This window comes from Arenibacter echinorum (assembly GCF_003259375.1).
GTDB lineage: Bacteria > Bacteroidota > Bacteroidia > Flavobacteriales > Flavobacteriaceae > Arenibacter > Arenibacter echinorum.
The window spans coordinates 685,493-698,786 of the sequence record NZ_QLLN01000003.1 but is presented as its reverse complement, the minus strand read 5'-3'; the positions used below and the strand labels follow the sequence as shown (position 1 = coordinate 698,786).

Genomic DNA, 13,294 nt, shown 5'->3' with positions numbered 1-13,294 from the left:
TGCAGCTTAATATTATAATAAATTTAATTACATTACGATGAGTAGTAAAGGAACAGTAAAATTTTTCAACGACACAAAAGGTTTTGGTTTTATCACTGAAGAAGGTGTTGAAAAGGATCATTTTGTACACATTTCAGGTTTAATTGATGAAATTCGCGAAGGCGATGAAGTATCTTTTGACCTTAAAGAAGGTAACAAAGGTTTAAACGCAGTAAACGTACAAGTTATATAATATATACTTCCATGTTTAATGAAAAGCCCATCAAAACTGATGGGCTTTTTTTATTTGTTAAATACAGCGTGTTGTAAGAAATTAGGCGTAGTTTCGCGCCTTGTAAAAATATCATTATGAAGCGCATAAACGAATACAAGAAATTATTTGGAATAGAAAAGGAGATCGATCTAAAGGTACTTAAGAAAAGTTACCGCGATTTGGTAAAGGAATGGCATCCGGATAAATTTCAAGAAGCGGATAGTAAGCGTGAAGAGGCGGAGGTAAACAGTAGAAAGATTATAGATGGCTATCATTTTTTGGTGAGTATTGCTCCTGAAACCAAAGCGGCAAACTTGGAAGCCTATACGGAGACCATCAACAATTCAGGAATAGCGGATTATCAACATAAGGGAATGTTATTGGAAATCACCTTTATGGACGGGTCTACCTACGAATACTTTGGTGTTACCAAACAGATATACACCAAGATGGTTAATTCCAATACGGTGAATCGTTTTGCGAAACGTTCGATCTACCCGAATTACACCTATAGACAATCCAAAAAGCAGCTTCAAGAAGCTTAGAGTTTATAAATATTAAGAGAAACTTCCCAGGCAAAAGGTAAAATACCAAAGCTTAGGACAGATTATTAAAAAGTGAAAGCCACTTCGGCTTTCACTTTTTAATTTTATTTATAAACCATTACTGTTAGCGTTTTTACGATGCCCATATTGGACACACTTTCCCAGTCCAATTCCATGGATTCTACTTATTGAATAGTACTTGATTGTTTTAATTGGGACCAGTGCCCGACTTGGATCTATAAATCCGCCAATACCACTTCGCCAGCAACAATCCCTACCGAAAGTATAAATAAGATCAAGGCAGGAAAAGACTTGATACTGGGATCATCGGCCTTAAAATGCATGGCTATGGCACCCAGCATGAAAATTCCCATGGCGCCTGCCGCAGGGGTGCTTAGATCTTTTATCCAAATAGAGATCAACAACATTACGGCAAGGGAAACTTTAATTGTTCCAATGATATACATTATGGTAGGGGACAGACGATAGGTTTCGAATTCTTCCTTCATGGATTTGGAGTCACCTCCTCTCCATGGCGTGGGCTTGTTGAATCGGAAAAACCAAACATTTATAATACTCATAAAAATGATGATTTTAGCAGCTACGGTAAAGTAGAAAATAAGCATAGGTTACTAGATTATTTAAAATTGGTATGGGTTATCAATTCCTAAGATAAGGATTATCTCCTTGCACCTAGCTCTAGGTAATAAAATATTTAGATAGGACCAAAGAGGTTCTTGAAGTTTATATGCAGCCAAAAAATAATAGCAATAAAAAAATAAATTAGCAAAATCTACATAATCGAATATTTATTCGATTTTAAATTTTACATTTGCACCGTGAGGGTAAAAGATGAAACAAAACAATTGGCGATAGTAGAAAACACTTTGGATGTTGTTTTCGAAAGAGGGTTTGCAGGAATAAAGATGGCGGACCTAGCAAGTCGTGTTGGCCTTTCGGTATCTACACTGTACGTATATTACAGGAATAAGGAAGATTTAATAGTTTCCATTGCTATAGGGCTTATACAAAGGGAAACCCAGAGAAGTGAGCAGGAAATAACGGAGGACTTGCCCTATAAGCTAAAACTTAAAATGCTATGGCTATTTTGGATCAATTTCAGTATTAACAACAAAAAGGAAATGAGCTTTTTGGAGCAGTTGAAAAAATCGCCTTATTACGAAAAGGTACCTATATCCGTTAAGGAGACAAAAAGTAAAATGGCCATGAACCTTATTGAACTTGGGAAGAAGGAAGGCTTGCTCAAAAATATAGACAACAACATTCTAATGGGCATAATAGGGGCCTTAATGGGGGAAACCGTAAAATTAATTATGGATGGAAAAATGGAGTTGAACCAGAAAAATATCGACTTTATGTTCTCTATGGTTTGGGATGCCATTAGAAGCTAGTTTTTTTTGAATAATAACAGAATAAAAATTCGATAATAAATGTATTAAATGCGGCATTCGCTGCGAAAAGTAATTATCCATTGAAAAAAATAATAAAGAAAATGAGTATAGTAATTGGAAGCGGACTTCTATTCGTGATTGTAATAGGGGTTCTATTTTTGTATTTGAGCCCAGAGTTTGGTGGGGCACCTACCTTGGAGCAGAAAAGGATCTATGATAAATCCCCGAATTATATTAATGGGAAATTTATTAATAAGGGTAATGTTAAACTGGACATGAGTATGCGGGATATGGGAAAGAGTTTGGCAGGTTTCTTTGGCCCCACACCACTTACCAAACCTAGTAAGGATATTCCAGTGGCTAAATTGGATTCATTGAATATTGTTGAATATCAAGACAGTACACGGCTTATTTGGTTTGGTCATTCCGCTTTTCTATTGCAAATCAGCAACAAAACAATCTTGATAGACCCCATGTTCGGGAAGGTCCCTGCACCGCATCCCATGTTGGGCTCCAATCGTTTTAGTAAAGAGCTGCCGATCGAGGTGGAAAAACTTCCTAGAATCGATGCTGTTATAATTTCCCACGACCACTATGATCATTTGGATTACGGCTCTATTCAGAAATTAAAGAACAAGGTGAATATGTTTTACACTCCTTTAGGGGTAGGGGCACACTTGCAAAAATGGGGCGTTGAAAAAGAGCGTATTGTTGAGCTGGATTGGTGGCAGGAAGTTACCCATGAGGGATTGGTTTTTAAATGTACCCCAGCCCAGCATTTTTCTGGAAGGGGTTTTTCCGATAGGGCCAACACCTTGTGGAGTTCTTGGGTGATACAATCCGAAAAGGATAATGTTTTCTTTAGTGGCGACAGCGGTTATGGCCCACATTTTAAGGAGATAGGAGACAAGTATGGACCTTTCGATTTTGCGATGATAGAATGCGGACAATACAATGAGATGTGGCCCGATATACATATGTTTCCAGAACAGACGGCCCAGGCCGGATTGGACGTTAAGGCAAAACAAATAATGCCCATCCACTGGGGGGCCTTCAAGTTGGCAATGCATCCTTGGACAGAACCTGTAGAGCGGGTTACCAACAGGGCAAAGGAATTAAACTTGGATGTACTAACTCCAAGAATTGGCGAACCTATCAACCTTAATCGATTGGAAGAAACAACCTCCCATTGGTGGAAATAACCTTGATAAATCTAATGATTACAATTTTTAAGGCCAATATAAGTGAAGATCAGGAGTCCAGAGTCAGACAGTTTTTAAATCTGTTCAAGGAGATATTAAAAGTAGATTTCGATTTTGAGGATTGTGATAATATACTGCGTATTGAAACTGTTGGGAATATTACATCCAATATAGAAATAGTGTTAAATTCCAATGGTTATTTCTGTAAAGAACTACTGTAGATACTTGTTTTATTGTTGAGAAGTTCTTTTTGTGTTCAGCTAAAATGGGCGGAATATTATTTATTATATATTACTTTTGCAACATCTTTTATTATAACAGCATGAAGAAATACAAGATTGCAGTAGTACAGTTAAACCTCAACGATGTTGCTGAAAACAATTTGAAAAAATGCATCGCTTGGGTTAAAAAAGCAGCTGATCAAGGGGCAGAGGTTATATGTCTCCCGGAACTATATAGTAGCCATTACTTTTGTCAGAGTGAGGACACGGACAATTTTGCCTTGGCAGAGCCATTGTACGGTACCTCTTTTAAAGCCTTTAGTGCCTTGGCCAAGGAGCTGGGGGTGGTAATTATTGTGCCATTCTTTGAAAAGCGAATGGCTGGTATTTATCACAATAGTGCTTACATTATTGACACCGATGGCACCGAAGCCGGACTATACCGAAAAATGCACATTCCGGACGATCCTCATTTTTATGAAAAATTCTATTTTACTCCTGGGGATCTGGGCTTTAAGAACAATCCTACCAAAAAAGGGAATATAGGAACCCTAATATGTTGGGATCAATGGTATCCTGAAGCGGCACGGCTTACTGCTCTTAAAGGTGCTGAAGTTTTATTTTACCCAACGGCCATTGGCTGGCATCCACAAGAAAAGGAGCAATACGGGGAAAAGCAATACAATGCCTGGATGAACGTAATGAAAGGTCACGCCGTGGCTAACGGGATATTTGTGGCTGCCGCCAATAGAATTGGCTTGGAGCAATATCTCCCCAATACAGCGGGTATAGAATTTTGGGGAAAGTCGTTTATCGCAGGCCCTCAAGGTGAAATCTTGGCCGAGGCTTCCCACGATAAGGAAGAGATTCTTATAGCAGAGGTGGATCTGGATCTACAGGAAAATGTACGTCAGAATTGGCCATTCTTTAGAGATCGGCGTATAGATGCCTTTGCAGATATCACCAAAAGAGCTTTGGATTAAATGAGAGGGTTTCCTGCAGAATGGGAAAAACAACAGGGCATTTTGCTCTGTTTTCCCCATAACGGTAACGATTGGCCCGGTAAGTACGGTGCCATTCAATGGGCTTTTGTAGAATTCATTAAAAAGGTGGCTACCTATGAGCAGGTCTTTCTGGTAGTAGACAGTTCCCATCATAGGGCAAAGGTTACGGAAATGCTGGAAATGGCCACCGTAAACCTTAAAAAAGTCACATTTATAATTCAAAAGACCAACCGCAGTTGGATGCGCGATTCCGGGCCCATTATTGTTAAAAATGGTCAGAGCCGGGAAGCCTTAAATTTTAACTTTAATGGTTGGGCCAAATACTCCAATTATAAATTGGATAGAAAGGTGCCCAAGGCCATTTCGGAAGTCTTGAAAGTACCCTTGACGCAAGTGGTTTACAAAGGAAAACCCGTGGTTTTGGAAGGTGGGGCGTTGGAAGTGAATGGTAAGGGAACTCTGATCACTTCAGAGGAGTGTCTCTTGCACCCGAAGGTACAGGTTAGAAATGCTAACTTTACCAAAGCGGATTATGAAGCTATCTTTAAGGAATACCTAGGTATAACCAATACCATTTGGGTGGGGGATGGCATTATAGGGGATGATACCCATGGTCATATAGACGATTTGTGTAGGTTTGTGGATGAAGAGACTATTGTAACCGTTGCGGAATCGGACTTAAAGCACAAAAATTATAAGGCTCTCCAAGATAATTTGGAGCGCTTAAAAAAGGCTAAGTTGGAAGATGGTAGATCTCCAAAGATCATAACCTTGCCAATGCCTAAGGATATCTTGTTCGAAGGTTTGACCTTGCCGGCCAGTTACGCTAATTTCTTGATTTTAAACAATTGTGTTTTAGTTCCTACATTCAATGATGCAGCCGATAGAATTGCCTTGAATACCTTAGCTAGCTGCTTTCCCGATAGGGAGGTCATAGGTATTAGTGCCATTGATCTTATATGGGGCTTTGGGACGCTACATTGTTTGAGCCAACAGATACCTGTGTAATATTGTTAGCCTTCAAATAGGTTTCAACTGCGCTTCCTTAATCTGCAGGCACTTTGGACATGAGCCCAATTTCCGGACGTCTCGATAACCGATAGCTAGGAATAATCTCCGTACCGTGCATTCGGTGGCTGAGCGTAGTCGAAGCTACAAGTTCTTATTTGCCTTTTAACTTTTAGAATCTTACCTTTTAAAATGAAAGCCCTATTGTGTTCTTACGACCAACAGAAAGTAAGGAATACTAATTTCTGGCATTGTGGAGCAATCCAATTTGGTATAACAAGTATCTGAAAGACAAGGAGCATTTTATGAAATTTATTGGGCATACCGAAGAATATCTTTTTTTAGATACTATTGACAGTCATAGTTGTGATATCTTAAAGGAACAAATTGAAAGTAGCCTCACTATTTTGTGGTTTCAATCCGATACAAATATTCTTATTATTGATGGAAAGGAAGAAGTGTTTTCTAAAAACCAAATCATTTTTTTAACGGAGTTCCATCAGATTGTTCCTAAGAAAATAGGAGAAATAAGATTATTAAGGTTTAATAGACCCTTTTATTGTATTCTGGACCATGATAGCGAGGTAGGATGTAAGGGAATCCTATTTTTTGGCGCTTCCCAACTCCCGGTGATTGCCCTTGACCAGGAGGATCATGAAAAATTTGATACGCTCTGGAAAATGTTTATTATAGAAATGAAGTCCAATGATAATTTGCAGATAGATATGCTGCAAATGATGTTAAAAAGGTACCTTATATTGTGCGCCAGACTTTATAAAAATCAGGAAAACTATCCAGCGGAGCGCAATGAAACGGACCTTGTTCGGGAATTTAATTTTCTAGTAGAGCAGCATTTTAGACACAAACACAGCGTTGCGGATTATGCCGAATTGCTGCATAAATCTCCAAAAACCATATCCAACGTTTTTTCAAAAATGGATTCTAAATCGCCTTTGAAATATATACATGAACGTATAGCACTGGAAGCCAGACGGATGCTGTACTATACAGATAAGCCCGTCAAGGAAATAGCTTACCAATTGGGATTTGAGGACATCCAGGCTTTTAGTCGATTTTTTAAGAAACAAGAGGGCATTTCCCCTTCGGAATTTAAAGAAAAAGGGGATTTGGGAACAATTGCCAATTCTTCGGGAATTACTACCTAACAAAACCCTTCTTCCCGGTCGCATCTTTGCATTGTTAAATTAAGTACAACAATTAAATAAAAGACAATGGAAAGATTTCAAGTACCTAGTAGAGAAGAAGTATCTATCAACAATCAAGCAATTTTCGACAATTTACAAAAGGCCGTTGGGTTCGTCCCAAATTTGTATGCCTACTACGCAAAGAATGAGACTGCCTTAGGAGATTACCTAACATTACAGAATAGGAAAACAACCCTAAAAGCTAAGGAGAAGGAAGTTATTAATCTAGTGGTGAGTCAGTTTAATGGATGTAACTACTGTTTGTCCGCCCATACCCAAATTGGTAAAATGAACGGTTTTACCGAAGATCAAATTTTAGAGATTAGGACGGGTGCTGCCAGTTTTGACGGTAAACTGGATGCCTTGGCAAGGTTCGTATTGGATACGGTTGAAAATAAGGGAAGAGCCTCTGAAAAAATAAAAGAGGAATTCTTTGAAGCCGGATATTCGGAAGCCAATATGATCGATGCGGTAATTGTTATCGGAGACAAGACCATTAGTAACTTGATTCACAATTTGGCGGATTTTGAAATAGATTTTCCTTTAGTGGAAGAGCTACAGACCACAGCCATATAAATCAGAATTAGTCAATAAATTCCCCATTGTTGATTTTAACTTCGATGGGCATAAAACATGAAATAAAATGAGTACAAAAATAAACATCAAAAATTTACCGGTAGGCTATCAATCAGTTATAAGTAATGGAAAACATGCTATACTCGGGGACGAGCCAATCCCTTCCAAAGGTACCGATTTAGGGTTTTCTCCAGTGGAATTGGTATTGGCTGGGATCTCTATGTGCAAAGTGGCCACAATAAGAAATGTAGCCCGAAGAAAAGGCTGGGAAATTGGGGAGGTCGATGCCCAATTGGAACAAACGGCAGTGCGCCAACCCAATGGCAGCTTTAAAACCATAGTGGAATCCAACATCCAAATCCAGGGAAACCTCACCCAGGAACAAAGGGAGTTATTGATCAGTGAAGCCGATAACTGTTATGTTACACGCCTGGTCAGGGGAGAATGGGAATTTCAAGAATCAGCAAAACTGGAGCCCATACTGGCATAATTTAATATTACAACAGTTGTTCAGTTAAAGTAACCCCGGTGTTTTCATCGGGGTTATTTTTTAGGTTAGTTTAGGTAACAATTCATATTATGGTGTTTGCTGCAGGTTTTTATAAAGTAAACTAGAAGTTTATCCACACAATGTTTTCACATTTTGAGAGTCGTATATCGGAGATTTAATAAGAATCAATGAAAATGGGTAATTAATTTGGTAGAACAATAGTACTGTTTAACTTAGATGCCAAATAAAATGCAATTTATTATGAAAAGATTCAAGGCACTCGACGTGTTCCGCGGATTGACTATTTGCCTGATGATAGTCGTTAATACTCCGGGAGATTGGGAACTTACTTTCGCTCCGTTACTACATGCCAATTGGAATGGGTTTACTCCGACCGACTTGGTTTTTCCTTCTTTTCTTTTTGCGGTAGGAAATGCATTTGCATTTGTTAAGTCCAGATGGGGCGATAAACCCCCTTCGGAAGTTTTTCAGAAAATTATAAAAAGGACCTTAATTATCTTTCTATTGGGATATATGATGTATTGGTTTCCCTTTGTATCATGGACAGACTCAGGGGGTCTGGCCTTGGTTCCTTTTAGTGAAACGCGAATATTGGGAGTGTTGCAGCGAATAGCACTTTGTTATTTTATTGGAGCAACCATGATTTATTTTCTCACCAACCGCCAGCTCATTATCGCATCGGCAATTATCCTCTTGGGTTATTGGGGGTTGCTTAGTGCCTTTGGTGACTATACTTTGGAAGGCAACCTGGTTAGGACCCTGGATAGGTTTCTTCTCGGTGACAGCCACCTTTATGGGGGTGATGGGCTTCCATTCGATCCTGAAGGGCTGTTAAGCACCTTACCCGCTATCTGTAATGTAATAGCTGGATATGTCGTGGGACAGTATGTAATCCAAGGGGGTATTACTTATGAAAAATTGGCCAAAATGCTAATGGTAGCTGCAGGATTATTGGCCGTTGCGTATTTTTGGAATTTAAGCTTTCCTGTCAATAAAAAATTATGGACAAGTTCGTTTGTGATTCTTACAATTGGCCTCGACATCATTGTGCTTTCCATTTTGATTTATGCTATCGAATTTGTTAAAAGGCCCATAAACTTTAATTTTTTCGAAATCTTTGGAAAGAACTCCCTTTTCATATATCTATTGTCAGAATATTTGGCAATAACCTTGCTTTTTGTAAGGGTTAATGAAAATCAAAGTTTGTACAATTATATCTACGAAAAGGGATTCAGTTGGTTCGGACCTTATTACGGGTCTTTCATCTTCGCCTTGGTGTTTATGATGTTATGTTGGTTGATAGGACTTTGGTTGGACAAAAAGAAGATTTACATTAAGGTCTGATCCCTATCTTGTATGTGAACTGGCGAACATTTAAGGCAACTTGTAAAATCAACCTTATCAAAGAAGTTAAAATTAAGAGGCTTCCTTAAAGGACCGGTCTAGCGTAGTATAGGTTTGTCATGTTTAGCGCAGTCGAGGTATGTCAGGTCGAGCGCAGTCGAGACCTTATACTTATCAATGTTTTGAAAAACACTGACCACTCGACTGTGGAATAGGTTAAGAATTACAAATATATAGATGTTAAATGACTGATTTAAAGCAGGATATGAATATTTAGTTAATTTCTGTCATCTAAAGATAAATTAGGAATATTAAATTTTAATAATATCCGTAGGGGTTTCCACTAAAATGGTCATTTTGCCACGTATGGCAATAGGTTGCTTCATAATCTCCGGGTTGTGCCTAATCATTTTTATCCAATCGTCTGCAGAAAATTCGTGGGGATCAAAATGGGCTTTATAGGATGGATGTTCCTGGTTCACCAAATCCTTTACCTCAATACCTAACCTATCCGCCAATTCAGCAATTTGGGTCCCTGTTAAAGGGACTTTAAGGATATCAATTTCAAATATCGGCAATCCTTCAGCTTTGGCGTAGGCCAAGGTTTGCTTGGCTCTTGTGGATTTGGAACTGTAATATAGTGTTATCTGTCTTTCCGAGGTAGCTATTTCTCCCATAGGTTTATTTTAAAATTGTCTTACCCATTTTTTGTATGGGTCTCTAAATGATGTTTTATCAATTGTTTTAAACTCTCCAAATATTCCTTTAAATCTTCCTTGTTTACGTGGGGATGACTTTTTGAAGGAATAGTCAAAGGATTTTCATCCAAGGAACGATATAGCTCTGGATAATTGGTTTCAATATCCGCAGTGAGCTGTGAAATCTCGCCTAATACTTTTCTTAAATCATTCATGGTGAAAAATGTATTGATTGATACTATAAATATAAAGAAGTTTTTAGTTTTAAAACCTGATGACGGTCATGTAAATCGTATTCCTCCCCGGAAAAATTTCATGGAACAGATAGCCGGCCCAATAAAAAAATCTATATGGATTACCACCTATATCCCGTTCTTGGCGAACTAAAGTCTTAATACTTTTGTTTTAAAAGTAATTAAGGACTTATTGAACCTCCATATCGGGTTAATTTTTTGTAACCCTCTTTATTTGGAACAATTCAATTATATTTATGAATCAAGAAGCTTAGGTTGTACAGAAGCACAGGTATATGTTTTTAAATATATGACCGTTGTGCACAGTTGTTAGGGTACTACTAAGCGTTGGGGTAACTAAAAGGAAAATTAAAAATAATGAAAGCAATAGGATTTAAACAATCATTACCCATTTCGGAAAGGAATAGTTTTATAGCCTTTGAGGTAGAGAAACCAACACCATCAGGATATGATCTGTTAGTTAAAATATGGGCCGTATCCGTAAACCCGGTGGACTACAAAATCAGACAAAATGCAGCAAAAGATATGGTATTGGACACTCCCAAAATTATTGGATGGGATGCGGTAGGAATCGTGGAGGCCATAGGTGATAAAGCTACAAAGTTTAAGGTGGGAGACCAGGTGTATTATGCAGGTGATATTACCAGAAGTGGGAGCAATGCTGAATATCAGCTTATAGATGAACGTATTGTAGGTCACAAACCTGCAAACTTGAGTGTTCCCGAGGCCGCGGCAATGCCACTGACGAGCTTAACAGCTTATGAAGCATTGTTCGACCGCATTAGGATAGACCCTGAAAAGGACAAAGGAAAATCGGTTTTGATTATAGCGGGTGCCGGCGGGGTAGGCTCCATCGCCATTCAATTGGCCAAGAAATTGTGCAACCTAACGGTTATCGCCACGGCTTCCAGGGAGGATTCCATAACCTGGTGCAAAGATTTGGGAGCGGATCATGTAGTGAATCACTACAATTTAAAAGAGGAATTGGAGAAAATTGGCCATAGTCAGGTCAATTATATATTGGATTTCGTGGATCTGGAGGGGTATTGGGAATTGGCAGCGGATATAATTAAACCCCAAGGGCACATTGTTTCAATAACCGGAAGCAGTACTCCCTTAAACATCAATTTGTTAAAAAATAAAAGTGTTACCTTTTCATGGGAGTTTATGTACACCCGTTCCATGTTCAGCACGGAGGACATAGAGCGACAGCACGAAATTTTAAACCATATGGCACATTTGTTGGATGATGGTACTCTAAAAACTACGTTGACTACTACGCTTTACGGATTTACTGTTGAAAATTTAAAGGCAGCACATGAAATGCAAGAGTCCGGTAAAACCATCGGGAAAACCGTTATTTTATTTTAAAGGGTTAGACTTATGACCATTAAGGAAAAATTACAAAGTTTAGGGATTGTAGTTCCCAAAATGGCACCTAAAGGGGTGGGAAATTATGTTTCTTGGACAATTTCCAATAATATTCTTTATACTTCCGGTCAGTTGCCATGGAAAAACGGGGAATTCGGTGTTTTGGCGTACACAGGAAGGGTAGGGAGCGATCTAAATATAAAGGAAGGCTATGAATGTGCGCGTATTTGCGCCATTAATGCCATTGCCCAATTGATGGATGCAGTTAAAGATCTGGAAAGAGTAAAGAAAATTATCCGTTTGGATTGCCATATACAGGCCGCCGAGGGGTTCAAGGACCATTCGGATGTTTTGGATGGCGCTTCAGATGTAATGAATCAGGTGTTTGGGGTAAGGGGAATCCACACCCGGTCGGCAATCGGCATTTATCAATCACCATTGAATGTTCCGGTTATAGTCTATCTAATTGCCGAGATAGAATAAGTCAAGCTTCAAATAAGACTAGCCTATGGTTTTAAATGATAGGCTGCAATGCAATAGTCTAAAACATTATAAATCAACCCTCTTTCCAGTTTTTACCGCCTCGTAAATGGCATCTATAATCTTCAAATCCTTAAGACCCTCTTCCCCATCAACCGGAACTATGGGTTGAACCCCTTCAAAAATAAGCTGGGCCATACCATCCATCTGCAAGGTTTGGTGGGTTATATGTGGCTGAGTCAATTCACCTTTATGCGTTCTCCCTTCAATGGGGCCATATCCCGTTGATGGCTGCATTTCTGCGAATCCTTTTTCACCATTTAGGAAAAAACGGTCCAAATTTCTCATAGCATAGGTAGATAGGCATGAGGCTACCGCGCCACTCGGAAACCCCAATTGAAATTGTATGGTTTCATCCACTCCTTCCTTAAATTTAACGGGATCGGTCTTTGTTTCTTGGGCCGTTACCCAAATTGGTTCTTCCCCGAGCATATAGCGGGCACCATTAATGGAATAAATACCAATATCCATCATGGCCCCTCCACCTGCAAGTTCTTTGTTTAATCGCCATTGGGTAGGATCACCGATGGTAAATCCTGATAAGCCTTGAAAAAACTTAAGCTTCCCGAATTCTCCATTCTGGCGCATGCGGATTACTTCTACTGTTTTAGGCTCATAATGCATACGATAACCTACCAATAGTTTTACATTGGCCTTTTTACAGGCATCTACCATTTCCTGACCTTCCTTGGCATTGATGCCCATAGGCTTCTCGCAGATAACATGTTTTCCCGTCTTGGCCACCCTAATAACCTGATCTTTGTGTAATCCGTTGGGGGTTATTACATACACGGCATCTATGTCCGGATTATTTTCGATTTTATCAAAATTATCGTAGTTGTAACAATTCTTCTCTGGAATATTATACTTGGCTCTCCAATCGACTACTTTTGAAGGGGTTCCACTTATGAGTCCCACCAATTTTGCCCTCTTACAGGATTCCATTGCTTTGGCTACCCGCGTACCATAACCTCCAAGGCCCATAATGGCAACTCTTAAAACTGGTCCTTCATAAGGCTCACTGGTAGCAGCGAAAAGCTTAGCGGGACTGTACAAAATAGGTAAACTAATTGCTGAAATGCTCAATTTTTCCAAAAAATCTCTTCTAGAACCCATGCTTATTATATTTGTTTGTTCTAAAATAGTAAAA

At 39.0% G+C, this 13,294-nt stretch carries 17 protein-coding genes; 13 read left to right on the top strand and 4 right to left on the bottom strand.

Annotation, left to right across the window (positions count from 1 at the left end; all coding sequences use genetic code 11):
* Positions 1-37: 37 nt before the first annotated feature.
* Both LV92_RS10175 and LV92_RS10170 read left to right on the top strand, forming a co-directional pair.
* The gene (locus LV92_RS10175; RefSeq protein ID WP_031444295.1) at positions 38-232 is read left to right on the top strand and encodes a cold-shock protein; all 195 of its coding nucleotides are present in this window, start codon (positions 38-40) and stop codon (positions 230-232) included.
* Between the two features lie 116 nt (positions 233-348).
* Positions 349-798 carry a KTSC domain-containing protein gene (locus LV92_RS10170; RefSeq protein WP_111623519.1) on the top strand — a complete coding sequence of 150 codons (450 nt, stop codon included), beginning with the start codon at positions 349-351 and terminating at the stop codon, positions 796-798.
* A gap of 236 nt (positions 799-1,034) precedes the next feature.
* On the opposite strand, the gene LV92_RS10165 is transcribed toward LV92_RS10170, so the two are convergent.
* Positions 1,035-1,379, bottom strand: a complete 345-nt coding sequence (locus tag LV92_RS10165; protein ID WP_245946334.1) for a DoxX family protein — start codon at positions 1,377-1,379, stop codon at positions 1,035-1,037.
* Positions 1,380-1,637: 258 nt separating this feature from the next.
* On the opposite strand from LV92_RS10165, the gene LV92_RS10160 reads away from it, so the two are divergent.
* From LV92_RS10160 to LV92_RS10120, 9 genes are all read left to right on the top strand, one after another.
* The gene (locus LV92_RS10160) at positions 1,638-2,210 is read left to right on the top strand and encodes a TetR/AcrR family transcriptional regulator (RefSeq protein ID WP_111623517.1); all 573 of its coding nucleotides are present in this window, start codon (positions 1,638-1,640) and stop codon (positions 2,208-2,210) included.
* Between the two features lie 101 nt (positions 2,211-2,311).
* Positions 2,312-3,412 carry an MBL fold metallo-hydrolase gene (locus LV92_RS10155; RefSeq protein WP_111623516.1) on the top strand — a complete coding sequence of 367 codons (1,101 nt, stop codon included), beginning with the start codon at positions 2,312-2,314 and terminating at the stop codon, positions 3,410-3,412.
* Between the two features lie 14 nt (positions 3,413-3,426).
* Positions 3,427-3,633, top strand: a complete 207-nt coding sequence (locus LV92_RS10150) for a hypothetical protein (RefSeq protein ID WP_146613530.1) — start codon at positions 3,427-3,429, stop codon at positions 3,631-3,633.
* Between the two features lie 101 nt (positions 3,634-3,734).
* Positions 3,735-4,616, top strand: coding sequence for a carbon-nitrogen hydrolase (locus LV92_RS10145; RefSeq protein WP_111623514.1), 882 nt, complete (start codon positions 3,735-3,737; stop codon positions 4,614-4,616).
* The gene (locus tag LV92_RS10140; RefSeq protein WP_111623513.1) at positions 4,617-5,645 is read left to right on the top strand and encodes an agmatine deiminase family protein; all 1,029 of its coding nucleotides are present in this window, start codon (positions 4,617-4,619) and stop codon (positions 5,643-5,645) included. It abuts the gene before it with no gap.
* Between the two features lie 305 nt (positions 5,646-5,950).
* Positions 5,951-6,811 (top strand): helix-turn-helix domain-containing protein, encoded by an 861-nt coding sequence (locus LV92_RS10135; protein ID WP_111623512.1) that lies wholly within the window; start codon positions 5,951-5,953, stop codon positions 6,809-6,811.
* A gap of 66 nt (positions 6,812-6,877) precedes the next feature.
* Positions 6,878-7,426: a carboxymuconolactone decarboxylase family protein gene (locus tag LV92_RS10130; protein WP_111623511.1), complete on the top strand. Its 549-nt coding sequence runs from the start codon at positions 6,878-6,880 to the stop codon at positions 7,424-7,426.
* A gap of 67 nt (positions 7,427-7,493) precedes the next feature.
* Positions 7,494-7,916, top strand: coding sequence for an OsmC family protein (locus LV92_RS10125; protein ID WP_111623510.1), 423 nt, complete (start codon positions 7,494-7,496; stop codon positions 7,914-7,916).
* Positions 7,917-8,177: 261 nt separating this feature from the next.
* Positions 8,178-9,281 (top strand): acyltransferase family protein, encoded by a 1,104-nt coding sequence (locus LV92_RS10120; protein ID WP_245946332.1) that lies wholly within the window; start codon positions 8,178-8,180, stop codon positions 9,279-9,281.
* A 311-nt stretch (positions 9,282-9,592) separates the two neighbouring features.
* On the opposite strand, the gene LV92_RS10115 is transcribed toward LV92_RS10120, so the two are convergent.
* Positions 9,593-9,958, bottom strand: a complete 366-nt coding sequence (locus tag LV92_RS10115) for an arsenate reductase family protein (RefSeq protein ID WP_111623509.1) — start codon at positions 9,956-9,958, stop codon at positions 9,593-9,595.
* Between the two features lie 20 nt (positions 9,959-9,978).
* Positions 9,979-10,194: a hypothetical protein gene (locus tag LV92_RS10110; protein ID WP_111623508.1), complete on the bottom strand. Its 216-nt coding sequence runs from the start codon at positions 10,192-10,194 to the stop codon at positions 9,979-9,981.
* A 396-nt stretch (positions 10,195-10,590) separates the two neighbouring features.
* On the opposite strand from LV92_RS10110, the gene LV92_RS10105 reads away from it, so the two are divergent.
* Positions 10,591-11,604 carry a zinc-binding alcohol dehydrogenase family protein gene (locus LV92_RS10105; RefSeq protein ID WP_111623507.1) on the top strand — a complete coding sequence of 338 codons (1,014 nt, stop codon included), beginning with the start codon at positions 10,591-10,593 and terminating at the stop codon, positions 11,602-11,604.
* A gap of 12 nt (positions 11,605-11,616) precedes the next feature.
* Complete coding sequence (locus LV92_RS10100) at positions 11,617-12,087, top strand: RidA family protein (RefSeq protein ID WP_111623506.1); 471 nt, start codon at positions 11,617-11,619, stop codon at positions 12,085-12,087.
* 66 nt (positions 12,088-12,153) lie between these two features.
* On the opposite strand, the gene LV92_RS10095 is transcribed toward LV92_RS10100, so the two are convergent.
* Complete coding sequence (locus tag LV92_RS10095) at positions 12,154-13,260, bottom strand: Gfo/Idh/MocA family protein (RefSeq protein ID WP_111623505.1); 1,107 nt, start codon at positions 13,258-13,260, stop codon at positions 12,154-12,156.
* Positions 13,261-13,294: the final 34 nt, after the last annotated feature.

Bases quoted from the DNA above. Each gene is read 5' to 3' on its own strand.
- LV92_RS10175 (WP_031444295.1), top strand. From the start codon at position 38: ATGAGTAGTAAAGGAACAGTAAAATTTTTCAACGACACAAAAGGTTTT.
- LV92_RS10170 (WP_111623519.1), top strand. From the start codon at position 349: ATGAAGCGCATAAACGAATACAAGAAATTATTTGGAATAGAAAAGGAG.
- LV92_RS10165 (WP_245946334.1), bottom strand. From the start codon at position 1,379: ATGAGTATTATAAATGTTTGGTTTTTCCGATTCAACAAGCCCACGCCA.
- LV92_RS10155 (WP_111623516.1), top strand. From the start codon at position 2,312: ATGAGTATAGTAATTGGAAGCGGACTTCTATTCGTGATTGTAATAGGG.
- LV92_RS10150 (WP_146613530.1), top strand. From the start codon at position 3,427: ATGATTACAATTTTTAAGGCCAATATAAGTGAAGATCAGGAGTCCAGA.
- LV92_RS10145 (WP_111623514.1), top strand. From the start codon at position 3,735: ATGAAGAAATACAAGATTGCAGTAGTACAGTTAAACCTCAACGATGTT.
- LV92_RS10140 (WP_111623513.1), top strand. From the start codon at position 4,617: ATGAGAGGGTTTCCTGCAGAATGGGAAAAACAACAGGGCATTTTGCTC.
- LV92_RS10135 (WP_111623512.1), top strand. From the start codon at position 5,951: ATGAAATTTATTGGGCATACCGAAGAATATCTTTTTTTAGATACTATT.
- LV92_RS10130 (WP_111623511.1), top strand. From the start codon at position 6,878: ATGGAAAGATTTCAAGTACCTAGTAGAGAAGAAGTATCTATCAACAAT.
- LV92_RS10125 (WP_111623510.1), top strand. From the start codon at position 7,494: ATGAGTACAAAAATAAACATCAAAAATTTACCGGTAGGCTATCAATCA.
- LV92_RS10120 (WP_245946332.1), top strand. From the start codon at position 8,178: ATGAAAAGATTCAAGGCACTCGACGTGTTCCGCGGATTGACTATTTGC.
- LV92_RS10115 (WP_111623509.1), bottom strand. From the start codon at position 9,958: ATGGGAGAAATAGCTACCTCGGAAAGACAGATAACACTATATTACAGT.
- LV92_RS10110 (WP_111623508.1), bottom strand. From the start codon at position 10,194: ATGAATGATTTAAGAAAAGTATTAGGCGAGATTTCACAGCTCACTGCG.
- LV92_RS10105 (WP_111623507.1), top strand. From the start codon at position 10,591: ATGAAAGCAATAGGATTTAAACAATCATTACCCATTTCGGAAAGGAAT.
- LV92_RS10100 (WP_111623506.1), top strand. From the start codon at position 11,617: ATGACCATTAAGGAAAAATTACAAAGTTTAGGGATTGTAGTTCCCAAA.
- LV92_RS10095 (WP_111623505.1), bottom strand. From the start codon at position 13,260: ATGGGTTCTAGAAGAGATTTTTTGGAAAAATTGAGCATTTCAGCAATT.